The 18,891-nt window shown below is 70.3% G+C and carries 9 protein-coding genes; 6 read left to right on the top strand and 3 right to left on the bottom strand.

The window, feature by feature from the left end; all coding sequences use genetic code 11:
• Window positions 1–15: 15 nt before the first annotated feature.
• Window positions 16–1,452 (top strand): phosphonoacetaldehyde dehydrogenase, encoded by a 1,437-nt coding sequence (phnY, locus tag ABL840_RS11710; RefSeq protein WP_418116252.1) that lies wholly within the window; start codon window positions 16–18, stop codon window positions 1,450–1,452.
• Window positions 1,453–1,563: 111 nt separating this feature from the next.
• Window positions 1,564–1,785, top strand: a complete 222-nt coding sequence (locus ABL840_RS11705; protein ID WP_418116251.1) for a hypothetical protein — start codon at window positions 1,564–1,566, stop codon at window positions 1,783–1,785.
• A gap of 28 nt (window positions 1,786–1,813) precedes the next feature.
• On the opposite strand, the gene ABL840_RS11700 is transcribed toward ABL840_RS11705, so the two are convergent.
• Entirely contained in the window at window positions 1,814–4,135 is a 2,322-nt protein-coding gene (locus ABL840_RS11700; protein WP_093301048.1) for a sensor histidine kinase, read from the bottom strand.
• A gap of 19 nt (window positions 4,136–4,154) precedes the next feature.
• Entirely contained in the window at window positions 4,155–4,991 is an 837-nt protein-coding gene (locus ABL840_RS11695) for a helix-turn-helix domain-containing protein (protein ID WP_093199160.1), read from the bottom strand.
• 232 nt (window positions 4,992–5,223) lie between these two features.
• On the opposite strand from ABL840_RS11695, the gene ABL840_RS11690 reads away from it, so the two are divergent.
• From ABL840_RS11690 to ABL840_RS11675, 4 genes are all read left to right on the top strand, one after another.
• Window positions 5,224–13,299: an SdrD B-like domain-containing protein gene (locus tag ABL840_RS11690; protein WP_093301050.1), complete on the top strand. Its 8,076-nt coding sequence runs from the start codon at window positions 5,224–5,226 to the stop codon at window positions 13,297–13,299.
• A gap of 65 nt (window positions 13,300–13,364) precedes the next feature.
• The gene (locus tag ABL840_RS11685; RefSeq protein ID WP_093429313.1) at window positions 13,365–17,603 is read left to right on the top strand and encodes an OmpA family protein; all 4,239 of its coding nucleotides are present in this window, start codon (window positions 13,365–13,367) and stop codon (window positions 17,601–17,603) included.
• A gap of 11 nt (window positions 17,604–17,614) precedes the next feature.
• Window positions 17,615–17,920 carry a hypothetical protein gene (locus tag ABL840_RS11680; protein WP_093199153.1) on the top strand — a complete coding sequence of 102 codons (306 nt, stop codon included), beginning with the start codon at window positions 17,615–17,617 and terminating at the stop codon, window positions 17,918–17,920.
• Window positions 17,921–17,972: 52 nt separating this feature from the next.
• A complete protein-coding gene (locus tag ABL840_RS11675; protein ID WP_093301053.1) occupies window positions 17,973–18,212 on the top strand; it encodes a hypothetical protein in 240 nt (79 codons plus the stop codon).
• 43 nt (window positions 18,213–18,255) lie between these two features.
• On the opposite strand, the gene ABL840_RS11670 is transcribed toward ABL840_RS11675, so the two are convergent.
• Window positions 18,256–18,879, bottom strand: a complete 624-nt coding sequence (locus ABL840_RS11670; RefSeq protein WP_093301054.1) for a TetR/AcrR family transcriptional regulator — start codon at window positions 18,877–18,879, stop codon at window positions 18,256–18,258.
• Window positions 18,880–18,891: the final 12 nt, after the last annotated feature.

The raw sequence follows: 18,891 nt of genomic DNA, 5'->3' as shown, positions 1-18,891 counted from the left end.
GCCATGAACCAGCCAATGCAAAAGACCAACGAAGTCCACCACGAAGCACTGCGCATCGCCGGCGAACGCGTCTACCGCGACGAGGTCATCGAGGTGACCTATCCCTACACCGGCGAAGTGATCGCCACCGTGCCGAAGGCCACGCTGGCGGACGTGCGGCGCGCCTATCGCATCGCCTGCGACTACAGGCCGACGCTCACGCGCTACGAGCGTTATCGCATCCTGATGCGCGCGGGCGAGATCATCGCCTCGCGCCTGGACGAGATCTCGCGCACCATCACGCTGGAGTCGGGCCTGTGCCGCAAGGATTCGCTGTACGAGGTGGGCCGCGCGTCCGACGTGCTGCTGTTCGCCGCCAACCAGGCGCTGGTGGACGACGGCCAGGTGTTCTCCTGCGACCTCACGCACCACGGCAAGAGCCGCAAGGTCTACACGCTGCGCGAGCCGCTGCAGGGCGCGATCACGGCGATCACGCCGTTCAACCATCCGCTGAACCAGGTGATCCACAAGGTGGCGCCTTCCATCGCCACCAACAACCGCATGGTGCTCAAGCCCAGCGAGAAGACACCGCTCTCGGCCTTCATCCTCGCCGACATCCTGTACGAGGCGGGCCTTCCGCCGCAGATGCTGTCAGTGATCACCGGAGACCCGCGCGAGATTGCCGACGAGATGCTCACCAGCGCCGACGTCGACCTCGTCACCTTCACAGGCGGCGTGGCCATCGGCAAGTACATCGCGGGCAAGGCGGTCTACAAGCGGCAGATCCTGGAGCTGGGCGGCAACGATCCGATCATCGTGATGGAAGACGCCGACGTGGAGGAAGCCGCGACGCTGGCCGCCAGCGGCTCCTACAAGAACTCGGGCCAGCGCTGCACGGCCATCAAGCGCATGCTGGTGCACGAGGCGGTGGCCGACCGCTTCGTCGAGCTGCTGGTGCGCAAGACCGAGGCGCTGAAGTACGGCGACCCGATGGACCCGCACACGGACATGGGCACGGTGATCGACGAGGCTGCGGCGAAGCAATTCGAGTCGGTGGTCGGCGAGGCCATTGCCGGCGGCGCGAAGCTGCTGTACGGCAACGTGCGGCGTGGCGCGCTGTACTCGCCCACTGTGCTCGACCACGTCGAACCGGGGATGACGGTCGCGAAGCACGAAACCTTCGGGCCAGTCTCGCCGGTGATCCGCTTCTCGAGCATCGAGGAGGCCATCCGCATCTCCAACGGCACGGCCTACGGCCTCTCGTCGGCGGTCTGCACGAACCGCATGGACTACATCACGCGCTTCATCCGCGAGCTGAACGTGGGCAGCGTGAACGTGCGCGAGGTGCCGGGCTACCGGCTGGAGCTCACGCCCTTCGGCGGCATCAAGGACTCGGGCCTTGGCTACAAGGAAGGCGTGCTGGAGGCGATGAAGAGCTTCACCAACACCAAGACCTACTCGCTGCCATGGTGATCTCCAGGTGAAGCGGCCCTCCGGCGAAGCCATCTGCGCCAGGAGGGCGATTCCCCCATTGCGGACTTCATGCGCTCACAATGTCCGCCGGTTACTCCACGGGACGACACCATGAGCGTTTTGCACATGTTTCTACCGGTATGCGAGCCGGCGCGCAGCGAAGCGCTGGCCCTGTTGCGGAAGACGCACCACCTGCCCCGCCACCTCGTCAAGGGCATCGCGATAAGACATCACGGCCAAAGCGAAGCGGCCGCCGCGCCCGACGCGCAGCAGGCCCAGCAGCAGGCACAGACACCGCCACCGGAAGCACAGGCACCGGCCTCGCCGCAATAGCCGCGGCGGCAGCCAGGTCGAAGATCACTCACTGGCCCGCGTTCGGCGTGGCGCGCGCCAGCAGCCGGATGTGCTCGAAATCGAGCAGGTCCAGCGCATGCCGCACCGCCTCGACCAGCGCCGAATGTCGCGCATCGGCAGCGAGGCGGTCGGCCCACTCGTGCAGGTCGCTCCAGCGGCCGTCGCGTGCGAGCGTCTCGAGTTCGTCGCGCACCGCCGCGGGCAGCGGCGCTATCGCGGGCACCGGCATGCGCCTGGCCTTGCCGGCGGGCGCCGGAACAGGCAGCACGGGGCGCGGCGGCGGCTTCACGACCACCGGCACCAGTTCCTTCGGAGCCTCCTTCACGATCACCGAGAAGCGCACGCGCGTTCCCAGGTTGCGGCGGCTTTCCAGCTGCATCCGCCCACCCATGTGCTGCACGATGCGCCGCGCTATCGTCAACCCGAAGCCGTGGCCGTTCGAGCTGGGTGCGCCCTGCTCGAAGGCTTTCACGATGCGTGCCTGGTCTTCCTTTTCGATGCCGACGCCGCTGTCCCACACGTCGAACTCGAGCCGCCATGAGTCCTGGCGCGGGCGCGCCTGCACGCGCAGGCCGATCTTGCCGTCGCGCGTGAACTTCGCGGCGTTCGACAGCAGGTTCAGCAGCAGCTGCTGGAAGCGCTTGCTGTCCAGCTGGACGGCGGTGGGCAGCGCGCCCAGCACATCCAGCTCGAAGAGGTTGCGCTGGCGCTGGGCGAGCGTGTCGGCGTACTGCGCGATGTCGTCGATCAGCGCGCGCAGGTGCACCGGCCGCGGCTCGAACGAGAAGGGAAGCAGCTCGCTCCTCGCGTAGTCGAGCAGGTCGTCGATGAGCGCGAGCTGGTAGGCCGCGCTGCGCTCGATGGCCTGCAGCCGCTCGGGCGGCGGCGGGCCGTCGACGTCGAGCAGGCGCACGTTGCCGACGATGGTCGACAGCGGCGCGCGCAGGTCGTGGCTGATGTAGGCCAGCAGCTGCGTCTGGTCGCGCGACTGCTGCTCGGCCTGCTCCAGCGCCGCGTTCAGCGCGTGCGTCTTGCGCTCCACCTCGTCCTGCAGCCGCTGCTGTTCTTCCGCCTGCCAGTGCGCCAGCGTGCGCTGCGCGGAATGCCGCTGGCGCGACAGGTGGTGCGCCCACACCGCCAGCGCCACCAGGCCGACGAGCATGCCCGGGAAGCCCAGCGCGTAGGCGTCGAAGCCGGGAATCATGTGCGATGGCATCGCCAGTTCGACCAGCCGCAAACACACGCCGACGGCGACGATGGTCATCACCGGAAATGCCAGCCGACCGCCGGGCCCAGCGCGGCGCATGTAGACGAAGGTGCTGACGGTGAGCGACAGCACCACCAGCGGCGCGCTCAGCGTGCCCGCTGTCGCGAAGGGCGCGTAGGGCCCGAGGAGCGTGCCCAGCACCACGACGCACTGCGCCAGCGCGAGCACCACGAGCCAGCGCAGCCCGGGCACGCGCACGGGACCGCGCCGCGACACGGTGTACAGGTAGAACATCAGCGACAGCACGCAGCAGCCCGCGGTGACGCCCGCCGCGCGGTAGCTCCACTCGATGCTGTCTGGCCACAGTGCGAGCCGCGCGTGGCCGCGATACGTGCTCTCGTAGAGCGCCACCAGCGCGAAGCCCATGCTCTGCAGCGCCATCGCCAGGTGGCGCGAGATGACCCACAGCGACAGCGAATACACCGACAGCACCAGCAGGCCGCCGATGAGCAGGCCGTCGAGCAGCGCATGGCTGCTTTCCGACATGCGCCACGCGTCCGCCGAATACAGCTTCGGCACGAGCTTGACGCTGCTGTTGGTGCGCACCCGCACCAGCACGCGCGCCTGCTCGCCGGGGCGCAGGTCGAGGTCCAGCGTGGGCACGCGGTCGTGGTCGCGAGCGGCGCTCGAACGCACCGACACGCCGGCCTGTTCGTGCGTCCACGTGGCCCAGCCCGCGAGTTCGCGGCGGGCATGGAAATCGACGTGCTGCAGCCATGTCGCATCGAGCACCAGCCGCAGCGGCTGGATCGCGTCGCTGCCGTTCACCACGGTCAGCCGCAGCCAGAACGCCGACTTCGAAAAGCCCGGCCGCATGCGCGCGGGCGTGCCGGGCTGGAAGCCGTCGGGTCCGTCGCCCGGCAGAGCGTCGACCTCGTCGAGCGACATGCGCGCGCCGGTGTCCTCGAACACTTCGACGCGCGTATCGAGCGCAATGGGCCAGCGGGTCTCGTCGTCGATGCGCAGCACGTCCGCCCAGGCGGCGGGAAGCGCCGTCGCCATCAGCCAGAAGACGGCGCAAAGCAGGAGCGCGCGAGTGCCGCCAAGGCCCGGGGTGGTCACCGCCTTTGCCGGTGCCGCGTCAGGCCGAAGGCACCGACGGCGGCGCGACCGGAGCCAGCCGCGCCTGGCGGAAGGCGGTGGGCGTGGTGCCGAAGCGCTCGCGGAATGCGGTCGAGAAATTGGCCGCGCCCGAAAAGCCGACGGCCAAGGCCACTTCTTCCACGCTGAGCGCCGAGTTCACGAGCAGCCGCTGCGCCTCCGCAAGGCGTGCCTCTCGCGCGAACTCGAACACCGTGCGGCCGGTCTGCTCCTTGAACACGCGCGACAGGCGCTTCTCGTGCGTGCCCACGCTCGCGGCCAATGCGGGCAACGCCGGCACGTTCGCGAGGTCGGAACGCACCAGCCGTTCGACCGCCTGCGCGAGCACGCGGTCGGCGTGGTCGGCGGCTGGTTCGCCCTTGGCGTGCTCCAGCGCGCTCTCCGCCTCTTCCATGCAGGCCTGCGCCTGGTGCCTGCAGCTCGCGAGCGCGAGGTGCACCGCCACGCGCGCCAGCACTTCCGCCGGCTCGAAGGGCTTGAGGATGTAGTCGACCGCGCCTTCGCGCAGGCCTGTGAGGCGCTCTTCCACCGAGCTGGAGGAAGTCACGAAGATCACCGGGATGCGCGCCGTCGCGCGGTCGGCCTTCAGCAGCCGGCAGGTCGCGTAGCCGTCGGTGGCGCCCATGCGCACGTCGAGCAACACCAGGTCGGGCTGCAGCGCGGTCGCCCGGCGATAGCCCTCCAGCGCATCGAACGCCAGGCTGATGCGGTGCCCCGCCTCGCGCAACACGCCTAGCAGCAACTGCAGCTCTTCGATGTTGTCGTCAATGACGAGGATGTGCGCGCGCCGGGGCGGCGTGGTCGACCAGTAGGACATGGGCGTCGAGCGTAGGAGTGCGTCGCCGAAAAGCAGCGTGAATTAGTTCACATTCAGTTCACATTATGTTGCATTGGTAAACAAATGTCATCATTAGCAAAGCTTTCGTCCTGATTCGCAAAGGCTCCCTTCGGGGCCCCGCCGAAGAATCCCGCCCTTTCCGGAGCACCCGTCGCCTTCGCGACGCCACAAGAAACGGTGCCCGGCCACCAGAGCCATCACGAGGGACGGGATGTTCAGGACCCCATCGAATCTGTCGCACGCGCAGGCGCGGCGCGACGTGTCTTCCAACGCCGCGCGCCTGCGGCACGGCCTTTGGCGCCGTTGCCTCACGCGCCTTGCCGCACCCGTTGCCGGGCTGCTCTTCGCCACGGCCGCGCATGCGGTGCCGCAGGTGTCGAGCCTGGTGCATTCGCCGGACATCCTTCCCGCCGGCGGCACGGTGACGAGCACCGTCACCATCGCCGAGACCGACAGCCTGCCGATCGGCGCGCCGGGTGCGTCCTTCACGTACACGATCCCAGGGAACAGCATCTACATGGGCACCGGCGCGGTTCCCGTGGGCACCTGCTCGGCCGACGTGTCGGTGGGCTCCGCCGGCCCCGGCACGCTGACCTGCTCGGGCATCACGCTCGCGGCGAACCAGCTGCGCAACTTCGAGGTGCTGCTGCGCACGGTCACGCAGGGAACGCTGAGCGTGACCGCCGCGCCCAGCGGCGGCGGCTCCAGCGAGACCAAGACGATCACCGTGAACCAGGGCGCCGACGTGGCCGTGGCCATCAGCGCCCCGGCCACCGCGCCCAGCGGCTCCACGGTGCCGATCGTCTTCACGGTCACCAACAACGGCCCCGACACCAGCACGGGCTCGACGCTGACCTACCCGATTCCCACGGGCCTGTCGGTCTCGGGCACCGGCCTGCCCTCGGGCTGCTCGATCAGCGGCAGCCTGCTGACCTGCAACGTGCCGGCCACGCCCGCGGGCGCCGGCAGCAACACGCGCACCTTCACCATCAACGGCGTGGTCACCGCGGGCGCGGGCTCCACCATCACGCACCAGCCGGCCGTGGCACCCGCGGGTGCGGTGGGCGACGGCGTTTCCACCAACAACAGCGCCACCGCCAACACCACCGTGACGGCGGGCTACGTGCTCGCGCTGGCCAAGAGCCATGACGGCGGCCAGCTGCTGGTGGGCCAGCGCTTCAACTTCAGGCTGAGCCCGAGCTTCAGCGGCACCGCGCCCACGGGCGTGACGCTGAGCGACACCATCCCCGCCAACTTCGCGATCCAGACGCCGATCAATGCCGCCGCCGGCTGGACCTGCTCCGTCAGCGGCCAGACGGTGAGCTGCACGCGCAGCAACATCGGCGGCAGCGGCGGCGCCAACGTGGCGCTCGGCGACATCCTGGTGCCGGTCATGGCCATGACCGCCGGCACCGGCGTCGTCAACGAAGCCACCGTGAGCGCGACCGGCCCCATCGCCAACTCGGCCACCGGCAGCGTGCCGGCCGACGTGGCCGTATCGGCCACCGACTTCCGCGCCGACAAGCGCCGCGGCTGGCCGCAGAACAACGTGCCGCTGGGCCAGGCCTTCGACTACCAGGTCGGCAGCACCAACCTCGGCGGCACGCGCCTGCTCGCGGGCAGCACGATCCAGCTGGTGGACGACCTGCCGGCCGGCGTGCAGATCAACAGCGTCACGCAGCGCGACGGCTACACCTGCACGGTGACCAAGGGCGGCGCCACCGTCGTTCCGACACCCGCCACGCCGGTGCCCGGCCCCGCCACGGTGACCTGCACGCGCACGCTCGCTTCCGACATCAGCGTCGACCTGTCCGCCGGCAACAGCGCGCGCAACGGCGGCTACATCATCGTGAACGCCACCATCCCGGCGCTGCCCTCGGGCGGCGGCCAGATCGTCAACAGCATGTGCGTGAACGTGGCGCTGCCCGCGGCCGCGCCCACGCTCGGCGCCGACCCCGACGCCAACACCGGCAACGACTGCGTGAGCCTGGGCACCGGCGTGAACGACACCGCCACCGCAGCCGACGTGAAGGTGCTCAAGCGCGTGGTCGGCATCGGCGACAGCGCGGGCAACCGCCAGGTCGCGGGCCAGAACGTCACCTGGGAACTCGAGGTGGTCAACGCCGGCCCCTCCGAGGCGCAGAACGTGGTCGTCACCGACGCCTTCGCGCAGGTGATCGGCGCGGGCAGCGTCTCGCAGACGGCCAACGGCGGCACCTTCGCCGGCACCTGCGCGCTGCCGGCCAACGGCAGCGGCTTCGGGCAGGCGTCGCTTTCCAACTGCACGCTGTCGATCCTGCCGGTGTGCCGCGCGAGCACCGACCCCGCGAGCGCCCTGCCGCTGTGCCCGGTCATCCAGGTCGTCGCCAAGCACTACGGCGACGGCGCCTCGGCCACCGATCACGGCTTCCAGATCAACAACACGGCCAATGCGCTGGCGACCACGCCGGCCGATCCGAACCTGGTCAACAACGACGGCAGCGCCACCGCCTACCTGCTCGCACGCACGGACGTGACGGTCACCAAGTCGGCCAGCCCCGCCTCGGTGCCGGTGGGCCAGCTGCTCACCTACACGCTGACCGCGCGTAACCAGAGCCTCGCCCAGGGCAGCCTCAGCCGCGCCTACGACGTCCACGTGGTCGACACGCTGCCGGCCAACCTGATGTTCATCTCGGCCACCGCCTCGGGCGGCGGCAGTTGCTCGACGGTGCCGAGCACCACCCAGCCCACGGGCACCGGCGTCACCAACAACCAGCTCGAGTGCGCCTGGACCTCGCTCGACCGCAACGTGCAGCAGACCGTGACGGTGCGCGCGCGTCCGCTGTACGTGCTCAACGGCTCCACGGTGACCAACACCGTGCACGTTTCCACCGGCACGCCCGAGCTCAACACGACCAACAACGACGCCGCCGTGCCGGCGACGGTCACCGCGCCGGCCTACGACCTGGTCGTCACCAAGCGCGACGACGTCGACCCGGTGAACGTGGGCGACGACGTGGGCTACACCATCACGGTGTCGAACAACAGCGCCTCGACGGCGGAAGACGTGCGCCTGGTCGACACGCTGCCGCTGCCGGGCCCCGGCGGCGAGGCACCGCCCACGCTGGTGTCGGTGACCGCCCCGGGCGGCACCACCTTCGCACTGGCCAGCGGCGCCGCCATCGGCTCGGCCGGCGGGCAGATCGTGTTCACCATCCCGACGCTGGGCGGCTCGGGCGCCACCTCCACCGGCGAGCCCAACACGCTGCAGTTCCGCGTGGTGCTGCGCGGCGTCTCGCGCGGCACCTTCCAGAACAACGCCAGGGTCGATTTCTTCGACGCCGCGCGCAACGCCTTCGACACCGTTCAGGGCAACAACGCGGTGGCCGAGAACACCACCTTCCGCTTCAAGGCCGACGTGCAGGTGGTCTCCAAGACCGCCGTCACCGCAGGTACCGCCACGCCGGTGACCACCGTGTCGTCGGCCGTGCCTTTCGACTGGCTCGTGCAGCTGCGCAACAACGGCCCCGACAGCGCCGAGACCACCAGCTTCACCGACACGCTGCCCGCATCGCTGGTGCTGGCCGGCCCGCCGGTGTTCACCGTGACCGGCGGCAGCTTCACGCCCGCCGCGCCCACCTGCACCGGCACGGCCGGCAGCACGGCAGTGAGCTGCGCCATCGCATCGATGCCGGCGAACGGCACGGCCACCGTGCGCATTCCGGTGCGCTTCAGCGGCGCGGCGCCGGCCAACGGCACCGTGCTCACCAACCGCGCGCACATCGTCACCACCGGCTCGGGCGACACCAACGGCGGCACCGATCCGGACGGCGGCAACAACTTCAACGACGGCAGCGTCACGGTGCAGAACAGCGCGCTCTCGGGCCGCGTGTACGAAGACCTGAACGGCAACGGCCTGATCGACAGCGGCGAACCCGCCATCGCCGGCGTGACCATCCGCCTGAACGGCACCGACAGCTCGGGCAACGCCATCGCCCTCACGACCACCACCGACGCCGCCGGCAACTGGAGCTTCACCGTGCCCGCCGGCACCTACAGCGTGGTGGAAGACCAGCCCGCGGCGTACCTGCCCGGCATCACCCGCGCGGGCACCGTCAGCGGCGCGGGCAGCACGGCCGGCACCGTGCCGCCGGGCACCGGCAACGGTCCGAACGGCTCCAACGCCAACCGCATCGACAACATCGTGCTCGGCACGGGCGGCGCGTCCACGGCCAACAACTTCGGCGAAGTGCGCGCGGCCAGCCTGGCCGGCCGCGTCTACCAGGACGCCGACTACAGCGGCGCCTCGAGCGCGGGCGACCCTGGCATCGCCGGCGTGAGCGTCACCCTCACCGGCACCGACATGTACGGCAACCCGGTGTCGCTGACCACCACCACGGCGGCGGGCACCGGCAACTACGCCTTCAACAACCTCACGCCCGGCAGCTACACGCTGACCGAGACGCAGCCGGCCGGTTTCGTCGACGGCAGCGACGCAGCCGGCACCGCCGGCGGCACCGCGGGCAACGACGTGGTGAGCGCGATCGCGCTGCACTCCAACGTGACCGGCACCGGCTACGACTTCGGCGAGCAGCTCACCCGCATCACGACGCGCGTGTTCGTCGACGGCAACAACGACGGCATCCCGCAGGCCGGCGACACCGGCATCCCGAACGTCGAGCTGCGCCTGACGGGCACCGACGCCGCGGGCAACGCGGTGAACATCCTCGCCGTGCCCACGGGCACCACGGGCGCCTACGAGTTCCGCAACGTGCCTCCCTCGGGCGCGGGCGGCTACACCATCACCGAGACGCAGCCTGCCAACTACGCACCCGGCAAGGCCAACAACAACGGCCAGCCCGGCACGCCGCAAGGCGGCGGCAACGTCATCACCGGCGTGACCGTCTCGGGCACCGCCGTGCCGTCGACTCAGGGCGAGTACTGGTTCGGCGAGCTGCTGCCCGGCGGCATCTCGGGCCGCGTGTACTACGACCGCGACGGCAACGGCGCACAGGGCGCGCCGGCCACCGAGCCGGGCCTGGCGGGCGTGACCATCACGCTCACCGGCACCGACGTCAACGGCCAGCCCGTGTCGCGCACCACCGTCACCGACGCCAGCGGCGACTACAGCTTCCCGAACCTCGCGCCGGGCAGCTACACCGTGACCGAGGCGCGGCCCGCGGGCTACCTGCCCGGCATCACGCGCGCCGGCAACGTCAGCGGCGCGGGCAGCACGCCGGGTGCGGTTCCCACCGGCGGCACCGGCGTGACCAACGGCCCCAACGGCTCGAACGCCAACGTCATCCAGAACATCGTGCTCGGCGCGGCGGGCGCGGGCTCCACCGGCAACAACTTCTCGGCCGTGAAGCCGGCGAGCCTCTCGGGCTACGTGTATGCCGACGTGGCGCCTTCCAACGGCACGCGCGATAGCGGAGAGCCCGGCATCGCCGGCACCACCATCCGCGTGACCGGCACCGACTTCCAGGGCAACGCGGTCGACCGCACGGTGCAGACCGCCGCCGACGGCCGCTATCTGGTGGACGCGCTCACGCCCGGCACCTACCAGATCGACGAGACGCAACCCGCCGGCGTGGCCGACGGCCCCGAGTCGCTCGGCACCGTGGGCGGCGCGCCGCGCGGCACCGCCAACCCCGGCGGCACCAACGACCGCTTCGGCGGCCTCGCACTCGTGTCGGAAGACGCGGGCATCGACTACAACTTCGGCGAGCGCGGCGGCCAGATCGCGGGCTGGGTGTACGTCGACACCAACAACGACGGCATCCGCCAGCCCTCCGAGGCCGGCATTCCGGGCGTGACGCTCACGCTCACCGGCCGCTCGGCCAGCGGCCTCGCGGTGAACGCCACGGTGGTCACCGACGCCAGCGGCCGCTACGTCTTCACCGGCCTGCTGCCGGCCGACGCGGCGGGCTACACCATCCGCGAGACGCAGCCCGTGACGTACGCCGACGGCCTCGACGCCGTGGGCACGGTCGAGGGCGCGGCCACCGGCACGCTGGGCAACGACGTCATCGGCGCCATTGCCTACCGCGGCGGCAACGGCGACAACTACAACTTCGGCGAACGCGGCGCATCGCTGGCGGGCACCGTCTACAACGACGCCAACCGCAACGGCAAGCGCGAGCCGCAAGACTTGCCGATCGCAGGCGTGACCATCACGCTCACCGGCACCGACGCCGCCGGCCAGCCGGTGACGCGCACCGCCGTCACCGATTCCAACGGCCGCTACGAGCTGCCCGGCCTGCCCCTGCCCGGCAGCGGCGGCTACACCGTCACCGAGACGCAGCCCAGCGGCTACGACGAAGGCGTCGCCATTCCCGGCACGCTGGGCGGCACCGCGCAGGGCACGAACCAGATCCGCGTGAACTTCACCGGCCTGGAAGCCCACGGCACCGGCTACGACTTCACCGAGCACAGCAGCCAGCCCGCATCGCTCACCGGCACAGTGTGGTTCGACCAGAACCACAACCGCAGCCGCGAATCGGGCGAAGGCCAGGGCGAAGGCTGGACGGTGGAGCTGCTGCGCTGCGCCGACGGCGGCAACGCCTGCGCCGAGAACGCGGCCACCGTGCTCTACACCGTGACCACCAACGCCGACGGCAGCTACCGCTTCGGCGACCTGGTGCCCGGCGAGTACCGCGTGCGCTTCCGCTCGCCCGACGGCCGCGTCGTGGGCGGCGTGTGGCCGACCGACACCGCGCAGAACGGCGCGAACGGCCCCTACCCGACGCCCGCGGCGAGCGATCCGCGCTTCAGCATCAAGGTGCGCGTGAGCGCGGGCGCCAACATCCAGAAGCAGGACCTGCCCTACGACCCGGGCGGCGTGGTGTACGACAGCGTGAGCGGCACGCCCGTGCCCGGCGCCGTGGTGCGAATGGTCGGCCCCGCCGGCTTCGACCCCGAGCAGCACCTGCTCGACAAGCGCGACAGCTACACCACCGGCCCCAACGGCTACTACGACTTCTTCGTGCTGCCGGGCGCGCCGGCGGGCGAATACCGCCTCGTCATCACGCCGCCGGGCGCCTACCTGCCCTCGTCGATGTACCCGGCCGCGGCCGGCGCGCTGGGCACGCAGTCGTGCTCCGCGCCCGCCAACGGACCGGCGCCCGCGCAGACCAACCCCTGCGTGGTGAGCCCCGGCGCGGCGCTGGTGCCCGGCGCTGGCTACTACCTGCTGTTCCAGAAGCCGGCAGGCGGCGGCCAGCACGTGGTGGCCAACAACATCCCGCTCGACCCGTCGGACGCCACGCTCATCGAGCTGCGCAAGACCACCTCGAAGCTCAGCGTGAAGAAGGGCGAGCTGCTGCCCTACCGCATCACGGCGCGCAACACGCGCGGCACCGCCCTGCCGGGCGTGGCCGTGGTCGACACGCTGCCGCCGGGCTTCCGCTACATCCAGGGCTCGCTCACGGTGCGCACGCTGCCGGGCGGCGTGGCGCTGCCGGTGATCCCGCAGATCAACGGTCGCCAGATCGTGATGCCGGGCCAGAACTTCGCGCCCAACGAGACCAAGGAATACCTGATGGTCGCGGGCGTGGGTGTCGGCGTGGGCGAAGGCGAGTTCGTCAACCAGGTCGTCGCGCTGCAGGGCGTGGGCGGCAGGACGCTGTCGAACCTGGCCACCGCCAGCGTGCGCGTGGTGCCCGATGCCCTCTTCGACTGCACCGACGTGATCGGCAAGGTCTACGACGACAGGAACGCCAACGGCTACCAGGACGACGGCGAACCGGGCCTGGCCAACGTGCGCATCGCCACCGTCAACGGCGTGCTGGCCACCACCGACGCCGAAGGCCGCTACCACATCGCCTGCGCCGCCATTCCGAAGGAAGGCACCGGCAGCAACCTGGTGCTCAAGCTCGACGAGCGCACCCTGCCCTCGGGCTATCGCACCACCAGCGAGAACCCGGCGGCCGAGCGCGCCACGCGCGGCAAGGTGCTGAAGATCAACTTCGGCGCCACCGTGCACCGCGTGGTGCGCCTCGCGCTGCAGGGCGCGGCCTTCGACGACGGCGCCGCCACGCTGCGCGCCGCCTTCGCGGGCGAGATCGATCGCACGGTGGCCGTGCTGGCCGAGAAGACATCGGTGCTGCGGCTGGCCTACAAGGCCGCGCCGGGCGAGCCCGCATCGCTGGGCCGCGACCGCACCGACGCGGTGAAGACCGCGGTGCTCTCGCGCTGGAAGCAGCTCGGCGAGCAGCGCGCCTCGCGCAACGAGCCACCGCTCTTCAACCTGGACGTCGAGATCGAGCTGGTGCCTGCCGCCGCCTCTTCCGGGGAGGCAAAGCCATGACGCGAGGAAGAAACATCACCGCCATGCCCCGCCCCCAGACACCGAACCCGATTCAGCGAGCCGACATGAGAAGAAAGAAGAAGACGCTGCCCAGGCGCATGGCCCTTGCCGGCGCCGTGACCGCCGCCTGCCTGAGCATGGGCCTGGCCGCCGCGCAGGAAACCGCCGTGCGCGGCCGCATGCTCGACCGCGCCGCGGCCGACCCGCGCGCAGTCGACATCGACGCCGCGCGCCACTTGCCGCGCGGCAGCGAACGCGAGCTGCCCAAGGCCACCTTCTTGCTCGGCGACGAGCGCGAAGTGCCGGCGGCCGCAGCGGCATCGCCAGTCGCCATGCCCGCCGAACGCAGCGACGCCAGCACGCCGCATTTCGATTCCGGCGCCGACGCGCTCTCCCCCGCCGACCGTGCGCAGCTCGACCGCATCGCCGACCAGGTGAAGGGCCGCGACGGACTGCGCTTCGAGATCGTCGGCCACACCGACACGCAGGCGCTGAGCGCGAAGTCGCGCGAACGCTTCGCTGACAACCACGCGCTGGGCCTGGCCCGCGCGCAGCAGGCCGCGCGCTATCTCACGCAACGGCTCGGGCTGCCGGAGACGGCCGCATCCGCGAGCTCGCGCGGCCCCGATGCGCCCGTTGCGACACCAGCCACCGACCCTGCCAACTGGGCCGCCAACCGCCGCGTCGAAGTGCGCGTGTACTGGCGCGATGCGCCCGTTGCAGCCGCACCGGCTTCAGCAGCAGTCGACCCCGGCGTGTGCCGCACCTTTACCGCCTTCGGCACCGACGACGCGCCGCTGCGCCTGAGCGTGGACGGCCAGCTGCTGTCGGCCGACGGCAAGCAGCCTTCGGCCGATGGCACCACCAGCGCCGACCGCCAGCGCTGCGTCGACGTGCAGCTCGAGCGCAACCAGCTGCGCCTGCAGTACGACAACCTCTCGCAGCCGCGCCGCCTGAGCGCCAGTGCCTGGCCCACCACCGTGGTCACCGGCGACACGGTGCGCTTCGCCGGCTACAGCAACTACCTGCTCTTCACCTCGAAGGCAGAGCTGCGCGTGTACACCGCCAACGAGGCGATGCAGCGCCGCCAGGTCGCCACCGTGCCGCTGGACGCCGGCCTGCGCGGCGAATGGCAGGTGCCCGAGGGCCTGCTCAACCGCGTGGCCGAGGGCTCGACCGGCAAGCTCTACTACCGCGTGCGCGTATACGACCGCCAGGGCCGCTTCGACGAGACCGACGATCTCTCGCTCACGCTGGTCCAGCGCCACAAGCCCGAGACCGGCACGCCGCCCGACCCGGCGCGCGAGCTGCTGCGCGGCTACGGCCAGAACAACATCGCCATCGCCAACATTCCGCTGAGTGCGGGCACCGTCACCGCCAGCGGCGCGGCCATCCGCCCCGGCGAGAGCGTACGGGCGCTGGGCTTCGCGGTGCCGGTGGACGAGAGCGGGCGCTTCGTGTTCCAGCAGCTGGTGCCGCGCCGCGTGCAGACAGGCGAGATCGCCGTCACCGACGCGCAGGGCGCCACGCGCGTCTACCGGCGCGACTTCGACCTGCCCAGCAGCGACTGGTTCTTCGTGGGCCAGGCCGACCTCACCGTGGGCAGCAACAGCGTGAGCGGCCCGGCCGCGATCATGACCAACGACAAGAACCGCTACGGCGGTGGCGGCTGGAGCGAAGGCCGCATCGCCGGCTACGCCAAGGGCCAGCTCAACGACCGCTGGACGCTCACGGCCAGTGTCGACACCGAAGAGCGCCCGCTGAAGGAGCTGTTCCGCAACCTCGACCGCAAGGACCCGACCTCCCTCTTCCGCCGCTTCGACCCGGAGGACTCGTGGAGCACCTTCGGCGACGACTCCACCACCATCGAGGACGCGCCCACACAGGGCCGCTTCTACCTGCGCGTGGACGACGGACGCTCGCAGGCGATGTGGGGCAACTTCAAGCTCAACTTCGGCGACACCGAGCTCACCCGCGTGAGCCGCGGCCTCTACGGCTTCCACGGCCGCTACCTCGGCGAGGAATCGACTGCCTTCGGCGAAGCCCGCCTGAAGATCGACGCCTACGCGGCCGAGCCCGGCACGCTGGCGGCGCGCGAAGAATTCCGCGGCACCGGCGGCTCGCTCTACTACCTGCGCAACCAGGACATCACGCGCGGCGCCGAACGCGTGACGCTGGAAATCCGCGACAAGGACTCCGGCTTCGTGCTCAAGCGCACGCAGCTGGTGCCGAGCACCGACTACGAGATCGACTACCTGCAGGGCCGCGTGCTGCTGTCGGCGCCGCTGCCCAGCCTGTCGGACGACGGCTCGCTGGTGCGCGCCGGCGGCTTCACCGGCATGCCGACCTACCTGGTGGTGGACTACGAATACACGCCGCTCACCACCTCGCTCGACACCCTCGCCGTGGGCGGCCGCGTCTCGTGGTGGGCCAACGACCACGTCGGCGTGGGCGTGACCGCATCGCGCCAGGACCAGATCGGCGGAGACCAGCGCCTGGCCGGCGCCGACCTCACGCTGCGCAAGACCGAGAACACCTACTTCAAGGGCGAGTTCGCGCGCAGCAAGGGCCCGGGCACCACGCAGCTCGACTCGATGGACGGCGGCTTCAGCTTCACCGGCCGCAATGGCTCGTTGACCAACGGCCTGGGCAACGGCCCCACCGGCAACGCCAACGCCTGGCGCCTCGAAGGCCAGGCCGACCTGGGCGACTTCGACATCCGCGGCGGCGGCCGAGTGAGCGCCTATGCGCAGTCGCGCGACGCGGGCTTCTCCGCGCCGGGCCAGTACGCGAGCAACGCCACGCGCCAGGTCGGCGTGCAGGCCACCGTGCCCTTCGGCGAGAAGGGAGAGAACGGCGAGCTGCGCCTGAAGGCCGACCGCCGCGACGAGCGCAACGGCTACAACAGCAGCGTGTTCGACGCGCAGTACTCGCTGGCCCTGTCGCCCGAATGGAAGCTGGGCCTCGGCCTGCGCTACGACGACAAGACCGGCGACGCACTCATCACCAGCCCGTCGCTGCCGACCACGCAGGCGGTATCTGGCGAGCGTGCCGACGCAGCCGTGCAGCTCGAATACACCGGCGCCGATCGCTGGAGCGCCTACGGCTTCGCGCAGAAGACGCTGCGGCGCACCGGCACGCGGCTGGAGAACGACCGGCTGGGCTTCGGCGGGCGCTACCGCGTCAACGACAAGCTCGCGCTGCGCGGCGAAGTCTCCACCGGCGACGGCGGCTTCGCCGGCAAGGCGGGCATCGACTACCAGTACGACGACCGCTCCAACCTCTACATGACCTACGTGTCCGACACCGGCCGCACCGACGAGAACCTCATCGGCCGCGGCGGCACGCTGGTGACCGGCGTGCGCTCGCGCGTGGGCGACGGCCTCACCATGTTCACCGAGCACCGCCAGGCCACCGGTACGCAGCCGGGCCTCACGCATGCCTACGGCGTGCAGTACGCGCCCGACACGCGCTGGACCTTCGGCGTGAACTTCGAGAACGGCTGGGTCGGCGCCGAGACGCTGGGCGCCACGCGACGCCAGGCGGTGGCCTTCACCAGCGGCTATTCGAGCGAACGCCTGAAGTACAGCGGCGGCCTCGAATACCGCAAGGACCGCACCACGGCCGAGACGCGCACCAGCTGGCTCGTGAAGAACTCCTTCAGCTGGAAGGTGGACGACGACTCGCGCTGGATCGGCAAGTTCAACTGGGCCGACAGCGACAGCACTACCGGCACGCTGGCCGCCGCCAAGTACACCGAAGCCATGCTCGGCTACGCGCTGCGCCCGGCCCTGAACGACAAGCTCAACCTGCTCTTCAAGTACACCTACCTGTACGACCTCTCGTCGCCGGGCCAGGTGGTGTCGGGCGGCGTCGACTCGGGCCTGGGTACCGTCTCGACCACCGGCATCGACTACCAGCAGCGCAGCCACGTGTTCGCCATCGACGCCACCTGGGACCTGAACGAGCGCTGGACGCTGGGCGGCAAGTACGCCTGGCGCCGCGGCGAACTGCGCGCGAGCCGCGACAACTCGTCGCCCTGGTTCAAGAGCTCGGCCGAACTCGCGGTGCTGCGCGTCGACTGGAAGCTGGTGCGCAACTGGGACTGGATGCTCGAATGGCGCACGCTGCGCGCGAAGGAACTCAAGGACCGCAAGAGCGGCTGGGTCACCGCCGCCTACTACCACGTCAACGAGAACCTGAAGGTGGGCATCGGCTACAACTTCACCGACTACTCCGACAACCTCACCGACATGAGCTACCGCAGCAAGGGGTGGTTCCTGAACGTGCTGGGCAAGTTCTGACGGGGCCGGCCATGCATGAACGCAAGGACGAGATCCCCATCACCGTGCCGTTGGTCGACATCGCCCAGACGCTGGCGCGCGCGGGCTTCCTCGACGCCCATGGAGACCGCTACAGGCTCTACGAGGAATGGGCGCGCGACTTCCAGGCCGACTTCGAGGCCCGCGCCGCCGCGGGCCGCAAGCCGGGGTGCACCTACCTGCGCGACGTGACCGCCTTCGCGCTGCGCCGGGCCGCCGCTTACGGTTTCGAGGTACGCTGCGAGGACTACGGCCCCCGGCTGTGCAGCGAAGTCAGGCTCATCGCCGGCGCACGCTGAGGGCGAACCGCAACGGCGAACAACGCGCCCCGCCTACCGGAAGCAGGAAGAAATGAAGAAGACCGATGTTCTCGTGACAGTGATGGGAATGGCTCGCGCGGGCCTGGGCTTCACGCCCACCGATGCGCTCGCCTGCATCTCCGAGCTGATCGAACAGGAGGATGCGGAGAGCCCGTTCCACGACGCCAACGTGGAAAGGCTGCTCAGGCTGGGCGCCTGCGTGTGGAGCCTGAGGCACGGCATGCTGGCGCAGCCGTCCTCGGAAGCGTTCTCGCGGGAAGCGCTGAAGTAGCCCGAGTGGAGGCCGCGGCGCGCCCGCGGCGGCCTCCGTCAGTTCACCGGCTGGTCTTTTCCACCGGCGCGTAGCCACCAAGGAAGACCTGCAACGCACGTCGCGTCGCCTCGCGCAGATCCTTGCGGGTCATCGGTCCCTGGATGCCCAGCAAGCTGGGCGTGACGGTCTCGGAGTGCAGCAAGGCCATCAGGTGCTGGGCCGCTATATGCGTGTCGGCCGTGCGCAGCCGGCCCTTGTGCATCTGCCGCTCCAGGAAGCCCGCGAGCTCGGCGACGCCCTTCTTCGGTCCGCCCTCGTAGAAGAGCCGTCCGATGTCGGTACGGCCCGATTCGGCGATCACCGCCCTGTGCGCCTGGATGACCTCCTGCGAGCACACCGCCACCAGCACCTTCTCGCCGAAGCGCTGCAGGACGAGCTCGAGATCGTCGTCGCCCTCCTGCGCCAGCGCCGCGAAGATCGGCTCGAAGTGGTGCTTCGCCGCGTTGTGGATCACCGCGACGAACAGCTCCTCCTTGGAAGCGAAGTAGCCATAGAGCGTTGCTCTCGAGCCGCCCACGCGCGCGGCGATTTCCACCATCGAGGCGCCCTCGAATCCCAGCTCCCTGAAGACTTCCGATGCCACCTGGACGATGGCATCGCGCTTCGCTTCGGTCTTTACCCGCATACCGTGTCCCTC

This window comes from Variovorax sp. NFACC27, assembly GCF_048301545.1.
Classification (GTDB): domain Bacteria; phylum Pseudomonadota; class Gammaproteobacteria; order Burkholderiales; family Burkholderiaceae_C; genus Variovorax; species Variovorax gossypii.
The sequence above is the reverse complement of the archived record's forward strand: the minus strand, read 5'-3'. Positions and strand labels throughout refer to the sequence as shown.

Coding starts and splice junctions, on each gene's coding strand:
- ABL840_RS11685 (WP_093429313.1), top strand. CDS start 13,365: ATGAGAAGAAAGAAGAAGACGCTGCCCAGGCGCATGGCCCTTGCCGGC.
- phnY (WP_418116252.1), top strand. CDS start 16: ATGCAAAAGACCAACGAAGTCCACCACGAAGCACTGCGCATCGCCGGC.
- ABL840_RS11675 (WP_093301053.1), top strand. CDS start 17,973: ATGAAGAAGACCGATGTTCTCGTGACAGTGATGGGAATGGCTCGCGCG.
- ABL840_RS11695 (WP_093199160.1), bottom strand. CDS start 4,991: ATGTCCTACTGGTCGACCACGCCGCCCCGGCGCGCGCACATCCTCGTC.
- ABL840_RS11690 (WP_093301050.1), top strand. CDS start 5,224: ATGTTCAGGACCCCATCGAATCTGTCGCACGCGCAGGCGCGGCGCGAC.
- ABL840_RS11680 (WP_093199153.1), top strand. CDS start 17,615: ATGCATGAACGCAAGGACGAGATCCCCATCACCGTGCCGTTGGTCGAC.
- ABL840_RS11705 (WP_418116251.1), top strand. CDS start 1,564: ATGAGCGTTTTGCACATGTTTCTACCGGTATGCGAGCCGGCGCGCAGC.
- ABL840_RS11670 (WP_093301054.1), bottom strand. CDS start 18,879: ATGCGGGTAAAGACCGAAGCGAAGCGCGATGCCATCGTCCAGGTGGCA.